The sequence below is a fragment of the Methylobacterium sp. NFXW15 genome, from assembly GCF_049887755.1.
Classification (GTDB): Bacteria; Pseudomonadota; Alphaproteobacteria; order Rhizobiales; family Beijerinckiaceae; genus Methylobacterium.
In genome coordinates, this window is record NZ_JAGEKG010000016.1 from 14,598 (window position 1) to 40,749 (window position 26,152).

General features: G+C 67.7%; 19 protein-coding genes. 9 read left to right on the plus strand and 10 right to left on the minus strand.

The genetic code is table 11. From position 1 onward, the window contains the following. Positions 1 to 538: 538 nt before the first annotated feature. Positions 539 to 2,164: a porin gene (locus J4O73_RS22970; RefSeq protein WP_426221172.1), complete on the plus strand. Its 1,626-nt coding sequence runs from the start codon at positions 539 to 541 to the stop codon at positions 2,162 to 2,164. Between the two features lie 155 nt (positions 2,165 to 2,319). Here the strand turns inward: J4O73_RS22970 and J4O73_RS22975 are convergent, their stop codons facing one another. From J4O73_RS22975 to pedF, 4 genes are all read right to left on the minus strand, one after another. After that, entirely contained in the window at positions 2,320 to 2,979 is a 660-nt protein-coding gene (locus J4O73_RS22975) for a response regulator (protein ID WP_426221238.1), read from the minus strand. A 340-nt stretch (positions 2,980 to 3,319) separates the two neighbouring features. After that, a complete protein-coding gene (locus tag J4O73_RS22980; RefSeq protein WP_426221174.1) occupies positions 3,320 to 5,125 on the minus strand; it encodes a PQQ-dependent methanol/ethanol family dehydrogenase in 1,806 nt (601 codons plus the stop codon). 225 nt (positions 5,126 to 5,350) lie between these two features. Next, the gene (locus J4O73_RS22985) at positions 5,351 to 6,211 is read right to left on the minus strand and encodes a substrate-binding periplasmic protein (protein ID WP_426221176.1); all 861 of its coding nucleotides are present in this window, start codon (positions 6,209 to 6,211) and stop codon (positions 5,351 to 5,353) included. 11 nt (positions 6,212 to 6,222) lie between these two features. Next, positions 6,223 to 6,648 (minus strand): cytochrome c-550 PedF, encoded by a 426-nt coding sequence (gene pedF, locus J4O73_RS22990; RefSeq protein ID WP_426221178.1) that lies wholly within the window; start codon positions 6,646 to 6,648, stop codon positions 6,223 to 6,225. Between the two features lie 216 nt (positions 6,649 to 6,864). On the opposite strand from pedF, the gene J4O73_RS22995 reads away from it, so the two are divergent. From J4O73_RS22995 to J4O73_RS23015, 5 genes are all read left to right on the plus strand, one after another. Then, positions 6,865 to 8,091, plus strand: coding sequence for an ABC transporter substrate-binding protein (locus tag J4O73_RS22995; RefSeq protein WP_426221179.1), 1,227 nt, complete (start codon positions 6,865 to 6,867; stop codon positions 8,089 to 8,091). A 1-nt stretch (position 8,092) separates the two neighbouring features. After that, the gene (locus J4O73_RS23000) at positions 8,093 to 9,100 is read left to right on the plus strand and encodes a PQQ-dependent catabolism-associated beta-propeller protein (protein ID WP_426221181.1); all 1,008 of its coding nucleotides are present in this window, start codon (positions 8,093 to 8,095) and stop codon (positions 9,098 to 9,100) included. 134 nt (positions 9,101 to 9,234) lie between these two features. After that, positions 9,235 to 10,404 carry an FIST N-terminal domain-containing protein gene (locus tag J4O73_RS23005; RefSeq protein WP_426221182.1) on the plus strand — a complete coding sequence of 390 codons (1,170 nt, stop codon included), beginning with the start codon at positions 9,235 to 9,237 and terminating at the stop codon, positions 10,402 to 10,404. Between the two features lie 5 nt (positions 10,405 to 10,409). Further along, positions 10,410 to 11,759: an ATP-binding response regulator gene (locus J4O73_RS23010; protein WP_426221240.1), complete on the plus strand. Its 1,350-nt coding sequence runs from the start codon at positions 10,410 to 10,412 to the stop codon at positions 11,757 to 11,759. Between the two features lie 87 nt (positions 11,760 to 11,846). Beyond that, positions 11,847 to 12,095 (plus strand): PilZ domain-containing protein, encoded by a 249-nt coding sequence (locus tag J4O73_RS23015; protein ID WP_426221184.1) that lies wholly within the window; start codon positions 11,847 to 11,849, stop codon positions 12,093 to 12,095. Between the two features lie 13 nt (positions 12,096 to 12,108). On the opposite strand, the gene J4O73_RS23020 is transcribed toward J4O73_RS23015, so the two are convergent. Further along, a complete protein-coding gene (locus tag J4O73_RS23020) occupies positions 12,109 to 15,393 on the minus strand; it encodes a DEAD/DEAH box helicase (protein WP_426221185.1) in 3,285 nt (1,094 codons plus the stop codon). Positions 15,394 to 15,545: 152 nt separating this feature from the next. On the opposite strand from J4O73_RS23020, the gene pepN reads away from it, so the two are divergent. Both pepN and J4O73_RS23030 read left to right on the plus strand, forming a co-directional pair. Further along, positions 15,546 to 18,152, plus strand: coding sequence for an aminopeptidase N (pepN, locus tag J4O73_RS23025; RefSeq protein WP_426221186.1), 2,607 nt, complete (start codon positions 15,546 to 15,548; stop codon positions 18,150 to 18,152). A gap of 177 nt (positions 18,153 to 18,329) precedes the next feature. Beyond that, the gene (locus J4O73_RS23030) at positions 18,330 to 20,636 is read left to right on the plus strand and encodes a PAS domain-containing sensor histidine kinase (protein WP_426221187.1); all 2,307 of its coding nucleotides are present in this window, start codon (positions 18,330 to 18,332) and stop codon (positions 20,634 to 20,636) included. An 87-nt stretch (positions 20,637 to 20,723) separates the two neighbouring features. On the opposite strand, the gene J4O73_RS23035 is transcribed toward J4O73_RS23030, so the two are convergent. Beyond that, positions 20,724 to 21,536, minus strand: a complete 813-nt coding sequence (locus J4O73_RS23035) for an SGNH/GDSL hydrolase family protein (RefSeq protein WP_426221188.1) — start codon at positions 21,534 to 21,536, stop codon at positions 20,724 to 20,726. After that, positions 21,533 to 22,627, minus strand: coding sequence for an OpgC family protein (locus tag J4O73_RS23040; RefSeq protein ID WP_426221189.1), 1,095 nt, complete (start codon positions 22,625 to 22,627; stop codon positions 21,533 to 21,535). The genes J4O73_RS23035 and J4O73_RS23040 overlap by 4 nt, the downstream gene beginning before the upstream one ends. Before the next feature lie 249 nt (positions 22,628 to 22,876). On the opposite strand from J4O73_RS23040, the gene J4O73_RS23045 reads away from it, so the two are divergent. Beyond that, on the plus strand, positions 22,877 to 23,149 hold the full coding sequence (locus J4O73_RS23045) for a hypothetical protein (RefSeq protein ID WP_426221190.1): 273 nt from the start codon (positions 22,877 to 22,879) through the stop codon (positions 23,147 to 23,149). A gap of 9 nt (positions 23,150 to 23,158) precedes the next feature. Here the strand turns inward: J4O73_RS23045 and rfbA are convergent, their stop codons facing one another. From rfbA to rfbB, 3 genes are read right to left on the minus strand one after another with little or no spacing between them, the layout of a single operon-like run. Beyond that, a complete protein-coding gene (gene rfbA, locus J4O73_RS23050) occupies positions 23,159 to 24,055 on the minus strand; it encodes a glucose-1-phosphate thymidylyltransferase RfbA (protein ID WP_426221191.1) in 897 nt (298 codons plus the stop codon). A 25-nt stretch (positions 24,056 to 24,080) separates the two neighbouring features. Further along, complete coding sequence (gene rfbD / locus J4O73_RS23055; RefSeq protein WP_426221192.1) at positions 24,081 to 24,971, minus strand: dTDP-4-dehydrorhamnose reductase; 891 nt, start codon at positions 24,969 to 24,971, stop codon at positions 24,081 to 24,083. Further along, positions 24,971 to 26,020, minus strand: coding sequence for a dTDP-glucose 4,6-dehydratase (gene rfbB, locus J4O73_RS23060; RefSeq protein ID WP_426221193.1), 1,050 nt, complete (start codon positions 26,018 to 26,020; stop codon positions 24,971 to 24,973). The genes rfbD and rfbB overlap by 1 nt, the downstream gene beginning before the upstream one ends. Between the last annotated feature and the right edge of the window lie 132 nt (positions 26,021 to 26,152).

Genomic DNA, 26,152 nt, shown 5'->3' on the forward strand with positions numbered 1-26,152 from the left:
TCCGCAGCCGTCTCCGGGACAGCACCGCGCCGCCCCCCGCGTTTCCTCGATCGTTACCGCCACGATAGGGCCCCCGCGGCGGACCCCGATATTGGACCAAAGGCCAGGGCGGCGGGACGCCCAAAGACGGGCTGTGTCCACGGATCGCCTCGCCGTTTGAGCCTGGCCTGAAGCAGTCGGAAGCATTTCGTTTGTCAAAGCATTCAATCTTCGGTTGTTGATTCGAATATATTCCAACTTAAGCACAGTAAAAAGTTGTTTTAATTATGCAACAGCTGCGTAGTTAGGGTCAGAAACGGAGATTTTCGGTTTTAGAATCGGAAGTCGATGCGCTTAGCTTTGGGCAGCCGGATAGCCACCGACTTGTCGATGCAAAAGCGAGGCGGTGTTCCGGCAGCGGCATTCGCGGAAGTCCGCTCTCAGGGGGCAGACGCGTCGAGGTGTTCAGCATCCGCGGTCATGGCCGAGGAAAGTCTTGGAAGGACGTGCACGGCACGGCAGGTCGAGGCTTTCGAAGGCAGTGTTATTGGAGAAAGCGATGAGATCTATGAAGACTTGGTTGCTCGGTTCTGCCGCAGCACTGGCCACGGTCGGCGCTGCACAGGCCGCCGACCTGGCGGCGAAGAAGGCCGTCCCGGTCGAATTCGTCCGTGTTTGCTCCGCCTACGGCACGGGTTTCTTCTACATCCCCGGCACCGACACCTGCCTGCGCCTGTCCGGCCGCGCCCGCTTCGAGGGTGGCTACCAGACCAGCTACGCTCGCACGAACGGCAACGGTGACACCGCCGGCTACCGTGGTCTCGCCCGCATCAACCTCGATGCCCGCACCCAGACCGGCTACGGCACCCTGCGCGCCTTCCTGCGCGTCGAAGTCGCCTCCCGCACCGGCGGTCCGTACGCTGGTGGCACCTCCGGTACCCAGCAGCGCATCGGCAACGCCTTCGCCGCCCTCGGCCCGGATCAGTTCGGCCGCGCCCAGACCTACGTGAACGCCGACAAGGCCTTCGTCCAGTTCGCCGGCCTCACCGCCGGTCGCGCCTCGTCGTTCTTCGACTTCTACGCCCACGACTTCGAGTTCACCGGCGCCACCGGCGGTTCGGACGTCGCGTCGACCAACCTGTTCGCCTACACCGCGACCCTCGGCAACGGCTTCTCCGCCACGCTGTCGGTCGAAGACCCGACCGCTCGCCGCTCGGCCATCTACTCGCCGGTCGCCCCCAGCGCCACCGTCGCCAACGGCGCGATCAGCTCGTTCGGCGTGACCAACATCCAGGCCCCGATCATCACGACGGTGAACGATGTCGCCGGCAGCACGACGGTCGACGTCATCCAGCGCAACCGGCTGCCCGACTTCGTCGGCGTGCTTCGCTACGATGCCGGGTGGGGTTCGGCGCAGGTCTCGGCCGCGTCGCACGAGCTGAACGTCGGCAACCTGGCGCTCAACACGCCGCTGAATGCCGTCGCTCCGGCCCGTCCGTCCAACCAGTACGGCTACGCCGTCCAGGGTGGCATCAAGGTCAACCTGCCGATGATCGCCGCCGGCGATGCCCTCTATCTGCAGGGCGCGTACGGTTCCGGCGCTCAGATGTACACCGGCTACTGTGCCTACTCGGGCTGCTACAACCAGACCGCCGCGACCATCCAGGGCCAGAAGTTCAGCCAGTTCTTCAACGACGCGACGGTCAACCCCTTCACGGGCCGTCTCGAGAAGTCGGAGAGCTTCACGGTCGCCGCCGCCTACCTGCACTACTGGGCGCCTGAGTGGCGTTCGGCCGTGTTCGGCAGCTACGGCGAGATGAGCTACAGCGCCAACGCCCGCAACGCGCAGGGCCTTGCCTATGCTCAGTTGGGTTCGCCCGCTGGCTACGGTGGCAACGCGGTCGGCGCTCCGGGCACCCGCTTCTTCCAGCTGAGCCAGGCTCTCCGTGACACCTACCAGTTCACGGCTGGCGCCAACATCATCTGGTCGCCGGTGAAGGATCTCGATATCGGTGTCGAGGGCTTCTACACCCAGCTCGGCGTGAAGAGCGGCCGCGTCATCGACATCGACAAGGATCCGACCGCCTACGCGCGCGTCGGCGCCATCAATGCCGGTGGCTCCGTGCGGACGACGAGCGCGGACTCCGTCCAGCAGATCCGCCTCCGCGTCCAGCGCGACTTCTAATTCCGACGACAGACGCACCGCCCCACTTTCCAAGAAGGGGCGGTGCGTCAACGCATGTGGGTAAGCGGTGCTGCCGCATCGTGGAATTATGACTTCCGAACGCAGACGCCGTGGCTGCGAGGCGTATCATTGTCCCGAGCTGTGGGACCGACGCGTTACGCCGCTGGAAAGCCGCCATTGCTCTTGTCGAAATCGAGATAGGCGGTCTCGATCACGATCTGCGTCCGGCTGATGACTTCGAGCTTGCGCAGAATTTCGGATACATGGGCCTTCACGGTCGAGTCGCCGACCTGCAATTCATGGGCGATCTGCTTGTTCAGCTTGCCCTGGCGGATCATCATCAGCACGCGCATCTGCTGCGGCGTCAGGCGTGAGACACGCTCTGCCAGCGGCGATTTGCGGCTCGGCGCCGGTTCCGGCGCGCTCGCGAGATCGGGCGGGGTGAACAGCGCGCCGTTCATCACCTCTGAAATGGCGCGGGTGAGCGTGGCTTTGTCGACCGCCTTCGGTACGAACCCGGACGCGCCACGCTGAAGCGCCTCGCGCATGATCCGCGGATCTTCGAGTCCCGATACGATCAGCACGGGAACACGCGGGAAGCGGGCGCGGATGGTGACGAGCCCATCGAAGCCGGACACGCCCTGCATGGACAGGTCGAGGAGGGTCAGATCGATGCCGGTCTCGCGGCCCAGCACGTCGCAGGCGCTCCGGATCCCGTCCGCCTCGTGCAGCACGGCGTCGGGAAAGGCCAGGGTGATGGCGCTCGCCAGCGCCTCACGGAAGAGCGGATGATCGTCGACGATCAGCAATTGCATCCCGGCTACCCCCGTCTCCGGCCCGTCGGCATGTCGTGCCAGGATCATAGCCTCCCCGGCACCCTGGACAGAAGGGGTCGCGAGCCCGGTCTCCGGCATAGATGTCAGCATGGAATGGGTCGCGCTCATGCCGGCTCGCGGAGGAGATGGGCCCCGGACGCCGCCCCCGTTCGCCGAGCGACCGGGGGCGGTTCGAGTTTGGCGGGACCGCAGAACGATCCCGCCACGCTGCGGTCTGAGAGCAAGGACGCACTCACTTCGTTCCTGCGTCCCTGCCCTAGCTCATTGTCTTTGCATCAATTTTCCAAACTCAGCCGACGCCTTCGTCTGGATCGATGCCTTAGCGCGCCGCAACCTTCTTCGGCAGCTTGAACGCCCAGAAGCTTCCGCCCTGGTTGATGCCCGCCGTGGTCTTGGCGACTTCGCCGCCCCACAGCGGCACCGCGCCGCCCCAGCCGGCGGTGACGCCGACCCATTGCTCGCCGTCCTGCTCCCAGGTGATCGGGGAGGAGACGACGCCCGTACCGACCTGGAACTTCCAGAGCTCCTCGCCGGTCTTGGCGTCGAAGGCCTTCAGGAAGCCCTCGGGCGTGCCGGTGAAGACGAGGCCGCCGCCGGTGGTGAGGATGCCGGCCCAGAGCGGAGCCTTGTTCTTGTACTCCCAGGCGACCTTGCCGGTGGCCGGATCGATGGCCTTGAGCGAGCCGATATGGTCCTCGAAGGTCGGCTTGATGGTGAAGCCCGCGCCGAGATAGGCGGCGCCCTTCTTGTAGTTCACCGGCTCGTTCCAGATATCCATGCCCCACTCGTTGGAGGGGATGTAGAACAGCTTGGTGTCGGGGCTGTAGCCGATCGGGTTCCAGTTCTTGCCGCCGAGGAAGCCCGGCACGGCGAAGACCGATTTGCCCTTCTTCTCCTCGCCGGTGGCCTGGCTCGGATCGCCCGGGCGGTTCTCGTTATTGTAGATCGGGCGGCCGTCCTTATCGATGCCGCTCGCCCAGTTGATCTTGTTCACGAAGGGCGTGGCCGAGATGAACTTCCCGTTCGTCCGGTCGAGCACGTAGAAGAAGCCGTTGCGGTCGGCCGTGGCGCCGGCCTTCACGGTCTTGCCGTCCTTCTGCATGTCGAACGGCACGAACTCGTTCACGCCGTCGAAGTCCCAGCCGTCATGCGGGGTGGTCTGGAAGCCCCACACGATCTCGCCGTTGTCGGGGTTGATCGCGAGGCGCGAAGCCGACCACTTGTTGTCGCCCGGACGCAGCCAGGAGTTCCACGGGCCCGGATTGCCGGTACCGACATAGATCATGTTGAGTTCGGGATCGTAGGTGCCGCCGAGCCAGGTGGCGCCGCCGCCGAACTTCCACATGTCGCCGGGCCAGGTCTCGTTGGTCTTGCCCGTCATGGTGGAGGGCTTGCCGTTCAGCTCGCCCATGTGGCCCTCGATGACGGGGCGCTTCCACACGAGCTCGCCGGTCTCGGCATCGCGGGCCTCGACCCGGCCAACCACGCCGAACTCGCCGCCCGACACGCCGGTGATGATCTTGCCCTTCACGATCATCGGCGCGGCGGTGTAGCTGTAGCCGGACTTGAAGTCGTCGATGTCCTTGCGCCACGCGACCTTGCCGGTCTTGGCGTTGAGCGCCACCAGCTTGGCATCGAGGGTGCCGAAGTAGATGTTGTCCTTGTACAGGGCGGCGCCGCGGTTCACGACGTCACAGCACGGGAGGATGCCTTCCGGCAGGCGGGCATTGTATTCCCACTTCTTCTCACCCGTGCGCGAATCGATCGCGTAGAGGCGCGAATAGGAGCCGGTCACGTAGAGCGTACCGTCCTTCACCAGCGCCTGGCTTTCCTGGCCGCGCTGCTTCTCGCCACCGAAGGAGAAAGACCAGGCCGGGACGAGGGACTTCACGCTCTCTTTGTCGATCGTCTTGAGCGGGCTGTAGCGCTGGCCCTGCGGGCCGAGCCCGTAGGTCACGACGTCGCCGGGGGTCTTGGCGTCGTTGATGATGTCCTGCTCGGTCACCCCGCCGCCTGTGGCGGCTGCGGTCTTCTCGGGCTCCTTGGCCGAGGCGGACAGGCTCGTCGCGCCTGCGGCCAGGGCGGCAAGCCCCACCGCCGCGAGAAACTGCGTGCGCATTCTCATGACATCTCCTCCGGTGAATTCCCTGGCCGATGGGGTTCGAGCCCCTTTGAGCAGACGGCCTTCCGCGAGGGTCAGATTATGACGAGTCTCGCGGCTGGGTTATTGGCCATAAGTCTAATCTTATGGCGATAACCTTAGAAAAGTCGCAGATCTACAAGTATAGAACGCCGTCATCCCGCCGCGGAGGTGCGGCGGGATCTGTCTTTCCCGAATTCCCCCCAGGGGTCAGTAGCCGGACGGGGGGTCGTAACTCACGCCGTGCTTGGCGAAGATGGTCTTCATCGTACCGTTGTCGATCAGCGACGTGATCGTGTCACCGACCGCGTAGCCGAGATCGCGCGAGTCGCTCTTCACGGCACCGCAGAGCTCCCACGAGGTCTTGATCGGCCCGGCCAGTTTCACCTGTGTGATGCCGATGGCATCGCGGGGTGTCTTGGAGGCTGTCAGCGCGCCCTCGATCTCGGACAATGTGCCTGCCAGCACCGGGGTCTCGCCGCCCGTGAACGCCTTTGCGGCCTCATCGAAGCTCTTGAAATGCTTGAGGTTGCCCCGCAGCTTGCCACCATTGGCGGTTAGCAGCATCGCATCCGAGGCGCTGTTGCCCTCAACGGCGATGGGTGTGTCGCCGATATCCCCGAGCGTCTCGAAATCCTCCGTCGCCCCTCGCTTCCAGGCCAAAGCGAGCCGCTGCTGGAGATAGGGGCGCGTCGTGAAGATCTGCTCGTTGCGCTGGGCGAAGATCCGGTCGGCGGGCACGTGCAGCATCACGTCCGAAAGCGCCGACCCGGCGAGATCGCCGCGCCAGAGAGCGAGGCGGAGGTCGCCATCGGAGTTCTCCCCCGCATCCACGAGGCGCAGGTCGAGCTTCACCTTCAGCGCGTCCGCGACGGCCTGGGCGAGGTCGACCTCGATCCCGACGGGCTTGCCGTCCTTCAGGCCGGAGAAGGGGAAGTTGTCCTCGTAGAGCGCAACCCGCAACGTACCGTCGGCACGCACGGCGTCGAGGGGGCGGGACAAGGCCGGGCTCGCAGCCAAAAGCAGGGAGGCCGCCAGCAGGAGGGAGCGCCGTCGCAGTGAAAGGGTCATCCGCGCCGCGCTCAATTGTCGACGTGCTGGGCTTCGATGTAGCTGCGGATGGCCCACAGGCCCTCCTGCGAGATCACCCCGGCGAAGACCGGCATCTTGGTCATGCCATCAATGATCGCGCCGTGGGTGACGCGCTCCTTGAACCACTCGTCGCCTTCCTTGCCCTTCTCGAGGTAGCGCAGGTCCGGGGCGAGGCCGCCGGAAATGACCTCGAGGCCATGGCAGCGTGCGCAGTTCTGGTTGTAGGCCGAGGCGCCGATCTTCACTGCGTGCTCGTTACCGCGATAGGGGTTCTCATCGCGCCACGTGTCGCCGAGGCTCGGCAGGCCATCGGTGTTCACGGGCTGGGGCTGCACGTCCCCGTGGCCGAAAACCGCACCACTGGACACAACGAGCGCAGCGAGAACGCTGCCTGCGAACGCAAGCCTTCTGGACATCGTCTTCCTCCGCAGCGGCCGTGGGCCGTCATTCGCCGTCCATTCGGGCGGCCGGTTGAAGGAAGGCTAGCAAGCGGGCCGCCCCGAACCCATTGTGCTTTGGTATGGATCGGCGGAACGCCTCGTCTTCGCACCTTGGTCCAATATCCCAGGGTGGGTGCTCGCCCTATTCCATGGGGCAACAACGATCTGACGGGCGGAAACGAGACCAGCCGGATGCGGACGGCTACCGAGTGGAACGGCCGGGGACGGCGAGGCGCGCGCCTGAGCGCCGGGCTTCTGGCGGCCTGTCTTCTGCCGCTCCTGTCGGGCGTCTCGGCCCTGGCGGCCGAACCCGTCGCGATCGCCTATCTCGAACGGCGGATCGAGCGGCCGAACCCCCTGAACAATGAGGACCCCGTGCCCGCCGACCAGGGGCGGAAGGGTGCTGAACTGGGCCTGCGCGATTCCAACGCGACGGGCCGTTTCGTGGGCGTGTCCTTCGATCTCGCGAGCAAGGTGGTGGAGCCGGGCGCCGATATCCGCGTGGCCCTGTCCGAACTCCTGTCCGGCAAAGGGCACCCGCGCTTCGTGGTGGTGAATGCCCCCGCCGCCGACCTGCTGGCGCTGGCCGATGCGCCGGAAGCGAAGGAGACCGTCTTCCTCAATATCGGCGCCACGGATACCGCCCTGCGGGATGCCCAGTGCCGCAAGCGGGTGCTGCATGTCGCCCCCTCGCGCGCCATGCTCACCGACGCGCTGGTACAGCTACTCGTGTTCAAGCGCTGGACGCGGATCCTGCTGGTCTCGGGTCCCGATCGAGCGGACGGGCTCTACGCGGAATCCCTGCGCCGGTCCGCGCGGAAGTTCGGAGCCCGCATCGTCGCCGAGACGACCTTCGATGCCCGTGGCGCCGACCTGCGCGACAGCGCCCTCCGGGAATTCGCGCTGGCCACGCGGGGGCCCGAGCACGACGTGGTGGCCGTGGCCGACGAGGTGGGCGAGTTCGGCACCAACCTCGTCTACAATACCGAGTCGCCGCGCCCGGTGGTGGGCACGCAGGGCCTCTCTCCGGCCGCTTGGGGTCGGGCGGTCGAGGCCTGGGCTGCGGCGCAATTGCAGCAACGTTTCAGGAAGCTCGCCAACCGGACCATGGACCCGGTCGACTGGGCGGGTTGGATGGCTGTCCACGCCGTCGGCGAGGCGGCGGTGAAGGTGAAATCCACCGATCCCGAGCCGATCGCGAAGCTCCTGCTCGATCCGGCCTTCGAGGTCGGCGGGTTCAAGGGACGGGCTCTCAGCTTCCGGGCCTGGAACGGGCAGCTGCGCCAGCCGCTCTATCTGCTCTGGCCGGGGGCCGTGGTCGGCACGGCGCCGGTCGAGGGCTTCCTTCACCGCGCCACCGAGCTGGACACGCTGGGCCTCGACCGGCCCGAGAGCGCCTGCAAGGCCTTCGGAGGATGAGATGATCGGCCGTCCGCCCCGGCATTGCTTTGCGGCCTTCGCACTGACGATGGTCGCCCTCTCGGCCGCACCCGCACGGGCTGCGGAGATCTACGTGACCAACGAACGCGACAACACGGTCTCGGTCATCGATACGTCGACCTACACCGTCACGCGGACCTTCGCCGTGGGGCGCCGCCCGCGCGGGGTGGTGTTCTCGAAGGACGGGCGGCGGCTCTTCGTCTGCGCGAGCGACTCCGATTCCGTGCAGGTGATCGATCCCGAAACCGGCACGCTCATCACCGACCTGCCCTCCGGCGAGGATCCCGAGCAGTTTGCCCTGTCCCCGGACGGGCGAACCCTGTTCATCGCCAACGAAAACAACGCCACCACGACGGTGGTCGATGTCGATACCAAACACGTCAAGGCGCAGATCGACGTCGGCATCGAACCGGAAGGCATGGCCGTAAGCCCGGACGGGACCATCGCGGTGACGACCTCCGAGACCACGAACATGGTCCATTGGATCGACGTCGCGACGCTGACGGCCGTCGATGCGACGCAAGTGGATCAGCGCCCGCGCCACGCGGAATTCTCCAAGGACGGCAAGACCCTATGGGTCTCGTCGGAGATCGGCGGCACGGTGGCGGTGATCGATGTGGCGACCCGCAAGGTGGTGAAGACCATTGCCTTCGAGATCAAGGGCGTCGCCTCGGACCGGATCCAACCGGTTGGAATCAGCCTCACCGATGACGGCCGCATGGCCTTTGTCGCGCTCGGCCCTTCGGACCGTGTGGCGGTGGTGGATGCCAAGACCTTCGAGGTGAAGAGCTACATCCTCGTCGGTCGCCGGGTCTGGCATACTGCGCTGACGCCCGAGCAGGACCGGCTCATCACCACGAATGGCGTCTCCGGTGATGTGACCATCATCGACGTGCCCGCGCTGAAGGCGATCAAGACCGTGAAGGTCGGCCGCTTTCCCTGGGGCGCGGCCATCCGCCCCCCGGCATCAGCGGTGGCAGGCAAGTAGAGCGGACACACGAGATTTGCCGGGGGAGCCCACGCTCCGACACCATGCACGATTTGCGCAAACCAATCGGCCGGACATATAGTTCCGGCTACGAGGGCCGCCGCAACAGAGCAGCTCCGAGCGGGAGTAACGCCGTGATCGATGGAACGCGGATGCGTTCGCATCTGTGCGGGATCCAGTCGGCCTGGACCGAGGCGAGCGATGTGCGCGCCGCGGTCTCGGCCGTGGCGTCCCTGCTCGACCGCGAGCGGATCGGGCATCTGCTCGTCTTCTTTTCTCCCTCCTACGATGCGCGCGAACTCGTCGCGGCGGTGGGCGAGCATTTCCCGGGCGTGACGCTCCTCGGATGCAGTTCATCGGGCGGGATCAGCCCGGCGGGTGCCATCGACCGGGGGCTCGTGGCCCTCGCCTTTCCCCGCCAGGGGTTCCGCATCGTCAGCGACGTCCTCCCGCGAATCGACCGGCTCGATGTCGGCAGCACGGCTGCCACCGTCCGCAGCCTGCGCCGGAATCTCGACCAGATCCGGCCTGAGCCCATCCCCGGCAGCCAATTCGCCCTGTCGCTCATCGATGCGCTCGCCAACGCGGAGGAGACCGTGGTCTCGGCCGTGGCCTGGGCGCTCGACGGCATTCCGCTGGTCGGCGGCTCTGCGGGCGACGATCTCGCCTTCGCGGGCACGGTGCTGATCCATGACGGGGCGATTCACACCAACGCGGCGGTGCTGATCCTGGTCGAGACCGATTTCCCGATCCGCATCTTCAAGAGCGACAACTTCGCGCCAACGCAGCGCAAGTTCGTCGTGACGGCCGCCTGCGAGGAAACCCGCCGGGTCCACGAGTTGAACGCCGAACCCGCCGCGCGGGAATACGCCAAGGCGGTCGGACTCGATCCCGAGCACCTGACGCCGATGAGCTTTGCGGCCTATCCCCTCGCGGTGAAGGTCGGCGGTGAATATTATTGCCGCTCGATCAGCCGGGTCGAGGCGGATGGGTCGCTGACCCTTTTCTGCGCCATCAGCGAGGGGGCCGTGCTGACGCTCGCGGAGCCGCACGACATCGTGGAGGCGACGCGGGCCGAGTTGTCCGGCCTCGACGCCACGCTCGGGGGGCTCGATCTCGTGATCGGCTTCGATTGCGTGCTGCGGCGCCTGGATGCCGAGAGCCGACAGGTCCGCCACCGCATCTCGGATCTCTACAGCCGCTACGGTGTGGTCGGGTTCGAGACCTATGGCGAGCAATATCGCTCGATGCATCTGAACCAGACCTTCACCGGCATCGCGATCGGCCGGAACCATCCGGCGTGAGCGGCATGGCCATGGTCGCGGAGGACGGCGAGAGCCGGGAGGCCCTGGCGCGGCGCGTCGAGAAGCTCGAGCGCATCAACGCGTCGCTCATGGCCCATGTCGAACGGACCATGGACCAGCAGGGCGGCGCCTACGCCCTGTTTCAGACCGCGATCATGCTCGAAGGCCGGGTCCGGTCCCGGACGGAGGAACTGACCACGCTCATGAAGAGCCTGGAGACCTCCAACGCGGCCCTGCAGGCAGCGAAGGACGAAGCCGAGACCGCCAACCGCTCGAAGACCCGCTTCCTCGCCGCCGCGAGCCACGACCTTCTCCAGCCGCTGAACGCGGCGCGCCTCTCCCTCTCGGCGCTCGCCGACCTCGCCCCCGGCCCGGAGGCGCAGACCGTCGCAGGCCAAGTCGAGCGGGGGTTGCAGACGATCGAGGACCTGATCAAGGCCCTCATCGATATCTCGAAACTCGATGCGGGAGCCGTGCGGCCGGTCATCAAGCCGGTGCGGCTCGCCGATCTCGTCGCCCATATCGAGACGAGCTTCAGGCCCTTCGCCGAGCGCAAGGGTCTGCGCCTCATCACCCGTGTCGCCGACCTCATGGTGGCCACCGACGTCACGTTGATGCAGCGCATCCTGCAGAACCTCGTCTCCAATGCCGTGCGGTACACGGAGGCAGGCGGCGTGCTGATCGGTGTGCGCCGACGGGGCGGGGTCTGCCGGATCGACGTGGTCGATAGCGGGCGGGGCATCCCGGAGGAGGAGCGCGATCTCGTCTTCGAGGAATTCTATCGCGGAACCGGCGACGGCGAGGATGCCGGGGGCCCGGGCCTCGGCCTCGGTCTTTCCATCGTCCAGCGCATGGCCTCGGCGATGGGCCATCCGATCCGTCTGCACTCGCGGCTCGGCCGTGGCACGCGGATGAGCATCGAAATCCCGCTGGCGGGGGCCGTTCCAGACGCGCCGTCCCATCCTGTGCCGGTCGCCACCACGCTGACCGGCGCCCGGGTTCTGGTGATTGAGAACGACGCCTCGACCGCAGAGGCACTGGAGCGTCTGCTGCGTGGGTGGGACGCCGAGGTCGAGAGCCACCGCGCTCTGTCCGGCGTGGAGGCGTCGCTGCGCGCCGGGATGAAGCGCCCCGACGTGATGGTGATCGACTATCACCTCTCCGACGGCGCCTGCGGCCTCGACGTGGTCGATCATCTCCGGCGGGAACGGGGCTGGTTCACCCCGGTCATCGTCGCCACCGCCGATTACAGCGTCGAGGTCGGACGCCGCGTGGTGGAGGCCGAGGCGGAGCTGATGCTCAAGCCGGTCAAGCCGGCGCAGTTGCGCGCCCTTCTCGCCTACCTGCTGGCCTAATCGGTCTGATACGGACAATTCGAGGCAATCACATTACGCGTTTTGAATTCACGCGTGAGAGAGTGAGCTCGTCAGTCGAGATCCCCCATGATCGAACGTCGCGCTCAAAGCCGCACCAGGATGGATGTCCCGGGGCGCATCTGCCTTGACGAACACCACTCCGTGTCCTGCCTGGTCTACGACCGGTCGGAGGAGGGCGTGCGCGTCACCCTTCCGCAGGCCGACCTTATCCCCGAGACCTTCGTTCTGGAGATCGCGGAGATGCCGGTCGTCTACATCTGCCGCCTCGTCTGGCGGAAGGGTGAGGAGATCGGCGCGCAGCTTCAGGCGGCGTGAGGGGCGGACGTCTTCACCGCTCCCGTGCTTCACGGATGCGGTCGAGCAACTCGACCGCCAGTTCCGCGCGGGTTGCCGGATTGTCCGTCGCACGGCGCAGGACGATGCGGCTGTCCTTGAGGACGAGATCTTCCGCCGCCTGCATCGGCCCCGGCCGACAGCCGGGGCGGAAATCCGCCGCGATGCCCTGCGGGCCGCCGCCGAGCTTGGCGATGCCGAGTTGGCGGCAGGCGGCGCGTAGCCGACCCAGGGTGAACAGGGCGGCGACCGGCTCCGGCATGGCGCCGAAGCGATCCTCCACCTCCGCCGCCAGGGCCTCGATGGCCTCCGCCTCGCGCAGGCGCAGGACGCGGGTGTACAGATCGAGCCGGATCTCCGGCTCCGGCACGTAGGAATCCGGGATGATCGCGGCGAGGCCGAGGGCGATCTCCGGCGTCCAATCCTCGGCGGGCAGTCCCTTGGCCTGCATCAGCGCGAGTTCGAGCAGGTGGCGATACAGGCCGAGCCCGACGAGCTTGGCATGACCGGCCTGATCCTCCCCGACGAGATCTCCCGCTCCCCGCAGGTCGAGGTCGCGTGCGCTGATGGCGAAGCCCGCGCCGAGGCGGTCCATGGCTTCGAGCGCACGCAGGCGCTGCTCGGCCGCAGGGCTCGGCGGCGCGGCCGGATCGCTCAGGAGATAGACGACACCGCGCCGCTGGCCCCGTCCGACCCGCCCGCGCAGTTGGTGAAGCTGCGCCAGTCCGAACCGGGCGGCATCCCAGACGAGCATCGTGTTGGCGCGGGGCACATCCAGACCGCTCTCGATGATCGCCGTGGCGAGGAGCACGTCGCCCGACCCGTCCGCGAACCGGACCATGGTCTCGTCCATCTCGGCGGCCTTCAACTCACCGTGTGCGACGGCGATGTCGAGATCCGGCACCAGCTTGCCGAGACGTTCCTTGAGAGGGGCGATGTCCTCGATGCGCGGGCACACGACGAAGCTCTGGCCGCCCCGGCGGTGCTCCCGGACCAGGGCCTCGCGCAGGGTCTCGTCCTCGAAGGCGGTGACGATGGTCCGCACCGGCTGGCGCAACGCGGGAGGCGTCGCCAGCACGCTGAGACTTTGCAGTCCGACCAGAGCGGATTGCAGGGTCCGCGGGATCGGCGTCGCGGTGAGCGTGAGCACGTGGCCTCCGGCCGCAAGGCGGCGTAGGTCGGCCTTCATCTTGGCACCGAAGCGCTGCTCCTCGTCGATCACCGTGAGGCCGAGATCGGCATAGGCGACGCCCTTGCCCGCGAGCGCGTGGGTCCCGACCGCGAGGCGGATCGAGCCGTCCTTCAGCCCCAGTTTCACGCGTTTCGCCTCACCCGGTGAGACGAGACGGGACAGATGGCCGACGGCGATGCCGAACCGGGCGAAGCGCCTTTCCAGGGTCGCGGCGTGCTGGCGGGCGAGGACGGTGGTGGGGGCGATCAGCACGGCCTGCTTGCCCGCGAAGATCGCGGCGGCGAGGGCCCGCAGCGCGATCTCGGTCTTGCCGAAGCCGACATCGCCGCAGACCAGCCGGTCCATCGGCTCGCCCGAGGCGAGGTCGGCGAGGATGGCGTCGACTGCTTGCGCCTGATCCGGTGTGGGCGAGAAGCCGAAGCCCGCCGCGAACCGCTCGAGATCGCGGGCCGGCGGCGCGAGCTTCGCCGCGCCTGCCTCGCGGCGAACCTTGGCCGCGTCGAGCAGGGTGCGGGCGGTGCGGGCGAGCGTCGCTTCCGCTTCGAGGCGGCGGCGGGCCCAGGTATTGCCGTCGAGCTTGTCGAGGGTCACCGCCTCGGGCTCAGAGCCATAGCGCCAGATCCGCTCGGCCTGATCCACCGGCACCATCAGCACGGCATCGTCCGCAAAGCGAAGCCGTAGGGCCTCCGTGGAATCCGTCGCCGAGACCGGCTCCAGACCTTCGAAGACGCAGAGCCCCCGGTCGCGATCCACCGCCACGTCGCCGGGGCGCAACTCGACATCGCCGAGCGGCAAAGTCGGCCCCACCGTGCCGACCGGCGCGGCGGACGGACCCAGCAGATCGGCCGCCGTAATGACCGTCAGCCCCGGTAAACGGAAGCCCGCCGCCAGCGGTGCCTCGAAGGCGACAACCGCACCGGGTTCGGCCGTCTCCGCCTCGTTCCAGGCGTCGATCAGGCGGATCGGCCGCCCGGCCGGCTCGGCGGCCCGGCGAACGAGGCGGCGCAGGGGCGATTTCGGCCCGGCGAGGACGATGCGGTCGCCCACCCTCAGTCGCTCGCGCAGGAACTTCGCCATGGCCGCGCCGGGCCGCTTGTCATGGGCGAAGACCGGGATCGCCGCGTCGTCGGCAGCATCCTCGGTGGCGCCGGTCAGCGCGCGGCTCTTGGTGAGGGCCGTCCATTCCTTGGGCGTCAGATAGAGGCCATCCGCCGCCTTCACGGGGCGACGGCCCTTCATCGCGGCCTCGCGCCCCTCATCGACCTGCTCGAAGAAAGCGCGGAGGCGGCTCTCCGTCCCCTCCTCCACGACGAGCCGCGCATCAGGCAGATAGTCGAGGAGCGTCACGAGCGACTTGTAGAAGCGCGGCAGGCCGTGTTCCTGGCCGGTGAACGGCATCAGCCGCTCCTGGGAGCCCGGCGTGAGCAGGATCTCGGTCGCCGGATCGACCAACAGGTCGTTGCTGTCCGCGACGGAGCGTTGCGAGATCGGATCGTACGATCGGATCGCGGTGACGCGGCCCTTTTCGTGCTCCACCCGGCAGGGCAGCGGCGCGGCGGCGGGGAAGACTTCGAGCGTCCGCCCGCGCATGGCGACCTCGCCCGGTTCATCCACCCGCTCATCGAGGACGTAGCCGAGGCGCTGCAACTCCGTGGTCACGGCGGCGACGTCGATCGTATCGCCCACGGCGAAGGTGACCCGCGCGCCCGACCACGTTTCCGGCGGAGGCACGCGCTGGGCGAGGGCCGGGCCGGTGGTGAGGACGATGGAAGGGCGCGCCTGGGCATCGGTGAGCCAGCGCAGCAGAGCGGTGCGGGCGCCCATCATCGCCCGTGACGGCGAGGCGTGATCGAAGGGCAGGCAATCCCATTCCGGGAAGAGGCCGACCGCGAGGCCGGGGCGGAGCGTGCGCAGGGTCGCGGCGAGTTCATCCAGGCGCCGCCCATCGCGGGCGACATGGACGAGGGGCGCTCCCTCCTCCGCCAGATCGATCAGCGCGACCGCGAGGGCGCCAGTCGGGACCAGGGGCACATCCTCCTGCCCGCGCTCCGCCGCACTCGCCCGGCGCCGCACCCGTGAGCCTGCCATGAACTGTCCCGCACTCATACCCTTTGGCCCGGCAACGCCGCACGGCGCCTCCGGGTCCCTCGCCATCCACAGGCTGCGGCATCGCGGCGATGCGTTGCGCCCGGGCTTGCGAGGCGCCAGAACGGGGGCCTGTCGATGCCCGGAGAGCCCGAATGCGCACAGAGACGCCGCCGCTGATCCGCCTGGAGGATTACCGCCCGAGCGCCTTCCTGATCGACCGCGTCGACCTCGACATCCGTCTCGATCCCCATGCCACCCGCATCACGGCGGAAGTCGCTCTGCGGCCCAACCCGAAGGGTGACGCGGAGGCCCCACTCCATCTCGACGGCGACGACCTGACGCTGATCGCGATCGACCTCGACGGCGCGGGCGTGACACCGGGTGATGTCACGATCGACCCCTCGGGCCTGACCCTGCGCAATCCGCCCCGGCGACCCTTCATTCTGCGTCTCGTGACGCAGGTCGATCCGACCGCCAACACCAAGCTGATGGGGCTGTACCGGACGGACGGCGTCTATTGCACGCAATGCGAGGCGGATGGCTTCCGCCGCATCACCTACTTCCTCGACCGGCCGGACGTGATGTCGGTCTACACCACGCGGATCGAGGCGAACCGCGAGGAGGCGCCGGTCCTGCTCGGCAACGGCAACCTGGTGGAATCAGGGCCGGTGGGCGAGGATCGGCACTATGCGGTCTGGCACGATCCGCACCCCAAGCCCGCTTATCTCTTCGCCATCGTCGGCGGGCGCCTCGACAAGGTCGAGACGACGTTCCGAACGATGGAGGGCCGCGACGTCGCCTGTGCCGTCTATGTCGAGCCCGGGCGCGAGGATCGCGCGGGCTACGCCCTCGACGCCGTGATCCGCTCCATGGCCTGGGACGAGCGCGCCTTCGGCCGTGCCTACGATCTCGACGTGTTCAATGTCGTGGCGGTCTCGGCCTTCAACATGGGCGCCATGGAGAACAAAGGCCTCAACATCTTCAACGACAAATACGTGCTCGCCGTGCCGGACACGGCGACGGATGCCGACTACGCCAACATCGAGGCGATCATTGCCCACGAGTATTTCCACAATTGGTCAGGCAATCGCGTCACTTGCCGGGATTGGTTCCAGCTTTGCCTGAAGGAGGGCCTGACGGTCTTCCGTGATCAGGAATTCTCCTCCGACATGCGCTCCCGGCCGGTCCACCGGATCGGCGAGGTGCGCTCGCTGCGCGCCCGCCAGTTCCCGGAAGATGCCGGGCCGCTCAAGCACCCGGTGCGGCCCAACGCCTACGCGGAGATCAACAACTTCTACACGGCGACGGTCTACGACAAAGGCGCCGAAATCGTGCGGATGCTGCGCACCCTGATCGGCGGGGCAGCCTTCCGCGCCGGCATGGACCGCTACTTCGCGGACAATGACGGGACCGCCGCGACGGTCGAGGATTTCCTCGCCGCCTTCGCGACCGTCACCGGGCGCGATCTCTCGGCCTTCGCCCGCTGGTACGAGCGGCCCGGGACGCCGACTCTTGCGGCGAGCGGCCGCTACGATCCGGCGGCGCGCACCTACATCCTTCGCCTCGCCCAGATCCTCCCCGTGGAGGGCCCGCCCCTCGTCATCCCCGTGGCCTTGGGGCTCGTCGGCGCGAAGGGCCCGATGACCGATGTAACATGCGCGGCGGTGACGGACGGGGTGTTCGTCCTCGACCGGGACGAGGCGGAACTCGTCTTCGAGAACGTGGCCGAGGAGCCGGTGCCGTCCCTGCTGCGGGATTTGTCAGCGCCTGTGCGCCTCGATCTTGCGCTCACCGACGAGCAACGCCTGCGGCTGCTTGCCCGCGACAGCGATCCGTTCAACCGCTGGCAGGCGGCGCAGGATGTCGCGATGCGGCTGATCCTCGATCCCGATCCCGCCCGCGCCGGGGCCTTTGCGGAGGCACTCGGCACCTTCCTCGACGCTGAGGCCCTGGCAGATCCGGCTTTCGCCGCCCTCGTCCTCGCCCTGCCGACGGAGGGCGAGGCCGCCGATTCGCTGCCCTCCGACGTGGATCCCGATGCGATCCACCGAGCGCGGCGAGATCTGCGGGCGCGGCTCGGCCGGGCTCTGCGCCCGCGCCTGGAACGGATCGACGCCGCCCTGTCGTCGGGTCAAGAAGCCTATAGCCCCGATGCCGCCTCGGCGGGGCGGCGGGCGCTCCGCAACGCCGCCCTCGACCTGATCGCGGCGGGCGATTTGCAGGCGGGCGCGACGCTCGCCACGCAGCGGCTCGACGCCGCCACCAACATGACCGACCGCCTCGCGGCGCTCGCCACCATCGCTCAGATCCCCGGCGAAGCGCGGGAAGCCGCCCTGACTGCCTTCGGTGAACGTTACGCGCAGGAGCCCCTCGTCCTCGACAAGTGGTTCGCCATCCAGGCCACCATCGCCGAGTCCGAGACGCTGGACCGCATCGCGCGGCTCAAGGCCCACCCGGCCTTCTCCATGACCAACCCGAATCGCGTCCGCGCGCTGGTCGGGAGCTTCAGCATGGCGAACCCAACGCAGTTCGCGCGGGCCGACGGCGCAGGATTCGCCCTCGTCGCCGATGTCGTGAAGGCCCTCGATTCTACCAATCCGCAGGTTGCAGCGCGTCTGCTGACAGCCTTCGGATCGTGGCGTCGGCTCGAAAAAAATCGCCGTGTCGCAGCCGCCGAAATGCTAAATCGGATCAAGGCCGTTCCGGGTTTGTCCCGCGACGTCGCGGACATCCTCGGCCGGACTCTTAAAGACGGCTAACCACTTGCCAGGGTTGCATAAACCGGGCTTTGGCGAGTCGCGGCGCGCCTGCTGAGAGTCAAGGCGGAATGGTAAAAATTCGGTGGACAAGCACCCTGCCCGGATGATTGTATTCACTGAGATTCGCAGGGCGCCACTGCCCCGGCCGGATCGATTTCCGAGGGGCGAGGTTCGGCCATGCCGGAGGCGGTTTCCGCTTCCCTCTCCGCGCGTGCGGACTCGACTCTGTCGGCGGTTTGGCCCGTCCGCAGCCGGGATCCTCGTTTGCAGAGAGCGGAGCGCTGGTTGCGCTATGCCGTACCTGGCGCGCTCTCGATCTTCCTGGCTTGTCTCGTCGCACTGGCGGCGATCCACATCCGTGGCCAGCGCGCGGAAATCCTTTCCGGCGCGGAAGCCGAGGTGGAGAGCTTCGCTCGCCTTGCCGCCCATGCCTTGAGCCAGTTCGATGGCGGCCGGGCCGACCTGTATCGGCTGCTACCGGAGGACGCCCGGCATTCGGGCCGCCGCCTCGTCCTCCTCACCCCCGATTCCCAGATTGCGGAGGCGCATCCCCCGCTCCCCGCTGAGATGAAGACGCTGCCCGACATCCTCGGGGCAAGCGAGCCGCTTTCGGCGCTCGGTGAGCGTGCGGGGGCCGTACTCCTGAGCCTGCCCGGTGGTGAGCGGGTGCTGGCGGCGGCGCACAACCTGCCCGGCGGACGAGGCCAGCTGGCCGTGCTTCAGCCGGTCGATCCGCTCATGGTCGGCTGGGGCGCGCGAACCCGCGACCAGATCGTCCTCGTCGCGGCTGCGATCCTCGTGATCGTCGGCGTCGGCGTCGCCTACGGTTTGCAGACGCGGCAGGCGACCTTGGCCGATCGGGCCTGCGAGCAGATCCGCCTGCGCCTCGAAACGGCGCTCCGCCGCAGCGATTGCGGCCTGTGGGACTGGGACATCGCGCGCGGCCGGATCTACTGGTCGGACTCGATGTACACCCTCCTCGGCTATCGCCGGGAGCAGCCCTACCTTGCCTTCGGCACCGTCAACGCCCTCGTCCATCCGGATGACGGCGATCTCTACAGCCTCGCCCGCGCCGTGGCGGCCAACCAGACCCATGTAGACCATGCCTTCCGGGTGCGGGGTGCCGACGGTGCCTATGTGTGGCTGCGTGCGCGCGCCGAGGTGGTAACGGACGGGTTCGATGGCGGGCGCCATCTCGTCGGCATCGCCGTCGACATCAGCCAGCAGCGTGCTTTGGAAGAGACCAACGCCGCCAACGACATGCGCCTGCGCGATGCGGTCGAGGCGATCTCCGAGGCCTTCGTGCTGTGGGACCAGGGCAACCGCCTCGTCCTGTGCAATTCCAAGTTCCGTCATCTCCACGCGCTCAGCGCCGAGGATGCGCAGCCCGGCCGCCGCTACATCGATGTGATGAGCCGTGGCGCCCTGCCCCAGATCCGCCGTGAGACGCCGGAGGTCGGCATGGCCACCGCCCGCACCTTCGAAGCGGAACTGGCCGATGGCCGATGGCTGCAGATCAGCGAGCGCCGGACGCGCGACGGTGGCTACGTCTCCGTAGGCACGGACATCACCAGCCTCAAGCGCCAGCAGGAGCAACTCGTCGCCTCGGAGCGCGAGTTGATCGAGACGGTCACCGACCTGAAGCGGTCGCGGCGCACCCTCGAAGTGCAGACGCAGCAACTCGCCGACCTCGCCGAGCGCTATCTCGACCAGAAGGCGGTGGCCGAATCGGCCAACCAGTCGAAATCCGAGTTCCTGGCCAACATGAGCCACGAATTGCGCACCCCGCTCAACGCCATCATCGGCTTCGCGGACGTGATGGAGAACGAGGTTCTCGGCCCCATCGGCCTGCCGCGCTACAGCGAATATGCTCGCGACATCCGCCTCAGCGGCGGCCACCTGCTGACCATGATCGACGACATCCTCGACATGGCCCGCCTCGAAGCCCGGCGCGTGCGCCTGGAGCCGCGCAGCCTTCCGGCCGAGCGAGTCGTGGCCGACGCCATCGAGACCGTCTCCACCGAGGCCGCGCGCAAGGACCTGCGCATCCATGTCGATGTCCGCCCCGGCACCGACCTTCTGGCCGACGTGCGCGGCATCCACCGCATCCTGCTCGGGATCCTCGAGAATGCCGTGAAGTTCACCAGGAGCGGCGGCCGGATCGAGGTGCGGGTCCGTCCCGCCGGGGATCATGTCCACGTCTTCGTGGCCGATAGCGGCATCGGCATTCCGCGTGCCGCCGTCCCTCGGCTGGGCCAGCCGTTCACCAAGGTCGAGACGCAGATCACCAGCCGCCACAAGGGCTCGGGCCTCGGCCTCGCCATCGCCCGGTCCACGGCCGAACTGCATGGGGGTGCCTTGCGCATCCGGTCCGAGGAGAATGTCGGCACCATCGTGATGCTTCGCCTGCCCGGCCCTACCCCGCAGCGCCTGGAAAGGATCGCCCAGGCCGCCGGCAAGGGGCAACGACGCAAGGCGGCCTGAAACCGCGACGCGTTCCCTCCGTCGAACTAAGGACGATGGGAATGGACGGGATCGCAGCCGAGCGTCCTGCGAGAGGATGACGGCCTGCTAACCCGGCGTCCGCTGCGTCCCGTTCTGCACGGGCGTCTCGCGCGGCGGCACGGGGGCGGCCGGTGGTGTGGGCGTGCGGGCCAGGGAGGCCGAGATCGTTAGGGCGACGTGCTCGGCCATGCAGCGCAGGCCGAGATCGTTCAGGCGGAATTGCCGTCCGAGGATATGTCCCTCGCCCTTCTCGTTGCGCCCGGCAAGGTAGCGCAGGGCCTCGAACCGCCGAACCAGCGGCACCGACTCGCGGGTGGCCACGTCGCGCACGCCATCGACGATGCGATTGTAATCGGCATCCCTCGCGACACTCGCCGTGTAGAGGGGATCGACCAGCACCACGTCGATCCCGTGGGATTTCAACCACGTCACCGACTCGTCGAGGGCCTCGACGAAGGCGGTGGGATCGACCCGCGCGATGGCATCATGCGTGCCGACCTGCCAGACCACGAGATCGGGCTCCGCATCCGCCACGAGGGTGCGCAGGCGCTCGGCGGCGCCGGACGCGATCTCACCCGGCAGGCCGCGATGGTCGATCACTACGTCGACATGCGGCATGGCGTGTTCGAGGGCCGATTCGAGCTTCACGGGGTAGGAGGCTGAAGCTCCCGGCGCCGACGAGCCGCCGATCGCCAGGATGCGCAACACCTTCCGTTCCACCAGCGCCGCTTTCGACCCCGCGAGACTCGCGACGGTGTAGAGCTGCGAGCCGGGGACCTGACACTCGACGGAGGGGACGGGCATGGTCGTCTCCTGCCCCGCAGCGGGTAGGCCGCTGGCGAGCAGGCTGCCGAAACAGAGGAGGACGCTGCGGCTCATGTGCGCGGACGCGGGGCTTTGCGGGAACGCCATTCGACGAACCATGCGGTGATTCCCAACGCGACGAGGCCGATGCCGGCGACCACCATATCCACCAGCAGGCCGCCTCCGGTCTGGAAGCGAACGAGCTGGCCGATCAGGCTCAGCAGCGACCCCATCGAGAAGACGGCCAGGGAGTTCCTGCCCAGGCCCGACAGGAATCCGACGATCCAGCCGATTCGCGGCGCAATCAATGCGTAAACCGGCGCAAATGCCAACAATACCCCGATGAAGTGCACCACGCGGGCCGGGGTGAGGTAGCTTTTTTCGAAAGTGAACAACAAACGCGGTTCCGGCACCATGAGCGGGTCCGGCCTGATGCCGAGAACCGACAGGACCACGCCGATCAGGACGATGACGACGCCGAGCGGCATCAGGCGCCGGGTCCATTGCACGAAGGCGGGTGAGGTCCGGCTCCAATCCTGCATTACGAAGCCGAGGACGAGCAGCAACTGCCAGCACAGCGGATCGAAGAACCACGTCCCCTCACCCGGCCAGGACGGCAGGTTCCAGTCGAGGATCAGGCTCGAGAGGTAGAGGGCTACCGACAGGCCGAGCGCCAGCATCCGGCTGACCCGTGCGATCAGCACGATGATCGGTGCGATGCCGATCAACACGACATAGAGCGGCAGAATGTTGAAGAAGCCGAGTTGGTAGGTCAGCAGCGCCATCCCGCAGACCGACTGGATCGGGTCCGCGAAGAAGTTGCCTGCGTTGTGCCATTCGAGGATCAGCGGGTTGTCGAGGAGGAGGGCCGCGCCTGCGATGATCGAGAGCGCCAGCAGCATCACCGTGATCTGCGCGCGATAGACCTCGACCGTGCGCGCCAGCATCCGTACCACGCTGCGCCAGCGCGGCTCGGGCGCGCCGTCGCGCGTCCGGGTGGCGATGCCGATCGACCACCCCGCCAGGAACACGAACAGCTCGGCCGCGTCCGAGATGCCGTATTGCGAGAAGGTGTAGCGCTCGAACGTGTTGCCCGGGATGTGATTGATGAAGATCGTGATCAGGGCGAAGCCGCGCCAGAAGTCGATCGCATTGGGCTCCCGCATGGGGGCGGCGGCTCCGGGGCTGAACGGGCGAAACGGGTCGGTTCGAAGCCTCTGTACGGCGCGCGGGCGCCGCTGCAAACCCATCCGAAGCGGGCAAAGCCGGGCTATTTCTCCTGTGCACGACCGCCTTCCAGCGCGGAATGCAAAGGACGACAGGGATATGCGGCTCACGGTGCCGAACGTGATTTAACATCACCCGCCAGCGAACCCGGCGACGACGATCGCGTTACCGACGCGAAGGAGCCCCCCATGCGTCACGCCGCCCTGTCCCCCCTCTTCTTTGCCCTCGCCCTTTGGGCAGGCACCTCGGCTCCGTCCTTCGCCCAGCCCACGACGGGAACCGGCGGCGGTCCCGGCAGCACGGTGACGGCGCCCAACACCAGTTCGGTCGGCCGGACCATGCCCCCGGCGGGCGGCGACGCGAGCGCGGCGACGGCCAACGACCGCGAGCGCCGCACGTCGGAGCAGAAGGTCGACGACAAGATCACCAAGGGGATCTGTATCGGCTGCGGGCCGAAGTAACGCCCCGCCTCAGATGTCGGCGACCTCGCCAGGGGCCTTCGGCTCGTCGGCGAGGCGCAGCAGGTTCTTGCCGTAGGCGGTCTTGGAAAACAGCATGCCGCGCGCGATCAGCTGGTCGCGATTGATGAAGCCCCGGATGTAGGCGATCTCCTCCAGGCAGGCGACCTGAAGCCCCTGCCGGTGCTGGATCGTGCGCACGAACTCCGAGGCCTCGAGCAAGCTGTCATGCGTGCCGGTGTCGAGCCACGCATAGCCCCGGCTCATCTTCTCGACGAAGAGTTCGCCTCGCTCGAGATACGCCTCGTTCACGCTGGTGATCTCCAGCTCGCCCCGGTGCGAGGGCTTCACGGCGGCGGCGATGTCGAGAACCTGATTGTCGTAGAAGTACAGGCCCGTGACCGCCCAGGTCGATTCCGGTCGCTCCGGCTTCTCGACGATCTTCGTGGCCTTGCCGGTCGCGTCCAGGCTCACCACGCCGTAGGCTTGCGGGTTGTCGACATGGTAGGCGAAGACCGTCGCGCCCTGCTTGCGCGCCACCGCGCGGGCCAGCAACTCGGCCATGCCGGCGCCGAAGAACAGGTTGTCGCCGAGGATCAGCGCCACGTCGTCATCGCCGACGAAATCGCGACCGATGATGAAGGCCTGGGCGAGGCCTTCGGGCTTGGGCTGTACCGCGTAGGTGAAGGATAGGCCGAACTGCTCGCCGGTGCCGAACAGGCGCTTATAATTGTCCAGATGCTCGGGCGACGAGATGATCAGGATCTCGCGGATGCCGGCCAGCATCAGCACCGAGACCGGGTAGTAGATCATCGGCTTGTCGTAGACGGGCAGGAGCTGCTTGTTGATCGACAGCGTTGCCGGGTGCAGCCGCGTGCCGGAACCTCCGGCGAGGATGATGCCCTTCATCGGGTGGGTTCCTTTGTCTTCCGGCTCAAGGCCGGACCGGTCCGGCCAGCGTGTCGAGGATGTCGTCGAGGGCGTCCTGCCATGGGCGCGGCGCGACGCCGTAGGCGGCGCTCAGGCTGTCCGTCGACAGTCGCGAGTTGGAGGGCCGCCGGGCCGGCGTCGGGTAGGCCGAGGTCGGGATGCCCGCGACCGGCACCTCGCGCCCACCGCGCCTGGCGCCGCCCGCCACGATGGCCCGGGCGAAGCCGCACCATGTGGTCGCGCCCGCGTTGACGCAATGGAACGTGCCGGTCGGCGCATCGGCATCGGCCGCCATGCGCAGGGCGACCGTGGCGAGCGTGGCGGCGAGGTCGGTCGCGCTGGTCGGGCAGCCATACTGGTCATCGACCACGGTGAGCGTGTCGCGCTCGGCGGCCAGCCGCAGCATCGTCTTCACGAAGTTGCCCCGATGCGGGCTGACCACCCAGGCCGTGCGCAGGATCGCATGGCGGGGATTGCCGGTGCGCACCGCGAACTCGCCCGCGGCCTTGCTGGCGCCGTAGACGCTCTGCGGATCGACCGGCTCGTCGGGGGCATAGGCGCCCTCCGGCTTGGTGCCCGCGAAGACGTAGTCGGTCGAGACATGGATGAGGGGAATGCCCCTGGCCTTCGTCTCGGCGGCCAGGATCGCGGGGGCGAGGGCATTGAGGCGCCAAGCCGCGACCACGTCGGATTCGGCCTTGTCGACCGCCGTGTAGGCGGCCGTGTTGATCACCGCCGCGTACTCGCGCTCGGCCATGGCCGAGGCCATGGCGGCCGGATCGGTGATGTCGAGGGCCTCCCGCGTCGGCGCATGGACCCGCACGCCGTCGGGCCAGGCAAGAGCCCGCAGCTCGGTGCCGACCTGACCGGCGCCGCCGAGAACGAGGATGTCCATCAGCCGGCGAGCCCGAGGCGCTGGCCCTGATAGCGGCCCTCGCGGATCGGGCGCCACCACGCCTCGTTGGCGAGGTACCACGCCACGGTCTCCTCCAGCGCCGCCTCGAAGGTCTTCTGCGGCGCCCAGCCGAGCTCGCGCTCGGCCTTGGTGCAGTCGATCGCGTAGCGCCGGTCATGACCCGGACGGTCGGCGACGAAGGTGATCAGCCGCTCGTGCGGCCCGGCCTCCGGGCGCAGCCTGTCGAAGGCGGCGCACAGGCCATGGACCACGGCGAGGTTGTTGCGTACGGCGCGCCCGCCGAGCAGGTAGGTCTCGCCGATGTGTCCGCGCTCCAGCACGGCGACGAGGCCCTTTGCGTGATCCTCGACATGGATCCAGTCGCGCTCGTTCAGGCCGTCGCCGTAGACAGGCAGGTTCTTCCCCTCTAAGGCGTTGAGGATCATCAGCGGGATCAACTTCTCGGGGAAGTGACGCGGGCCGTAATTGTTCGAGCAATTCGTTACCAATACCGGCAGGCCGTAGGTCTCGTGCCACGCGCGGGCGAGGTGATCTGAGGCGGCCTTCGAGGCGGAATAGGGCGAGCGCGGGTCGTAACGACTCTCCTCGGTGAAGAAGCCGCCCGGCGGCAGCGAGCCGTAGACCTCGTCGGTCGAGACATGGAGGAAACGGAAGCCCTCGCGCTCAGGACCGTTCAGGCCCTCATACAGCTCACGGGCGGCATCGAGCATGGTCTGCGTACCGATGACGTTGGTGCGCACGAAGGCGCCCGGATCGGTGATCGAGCGGTCGACATGGCTCTCTGCGGCCAGATGCATGACCGTTTGCGGTTTGAACTCGCGGAAGGCGGCGCGCACCGCCTCGCGGTCGCAGATGTCGGCCTCGACGAGGCGGTGGCGCCCGCTGCTCTCGATCGGCTTCAGGGAGATCGGGTTGGCCGCGTAGGTCAGGGCGTCGAGGGTGAGGACCTCGTGTCCGAGATCCTGCACGAGGTGCAGGACGAGGGCGGAGCCGATGAAGCCGCAGCCGCCGGTGACGAGGATCCGCATGAAAACCTCTTTCGGACTGAATCCGCGCCGGATCCAACCTTCGATGCATGGCCAAATCGCGACGTCGAAGCGCCATGCCGCCTCGACGTCAGTGATGCCGCGTCCACAGCTCGCGGGTGGATGACCGAATGC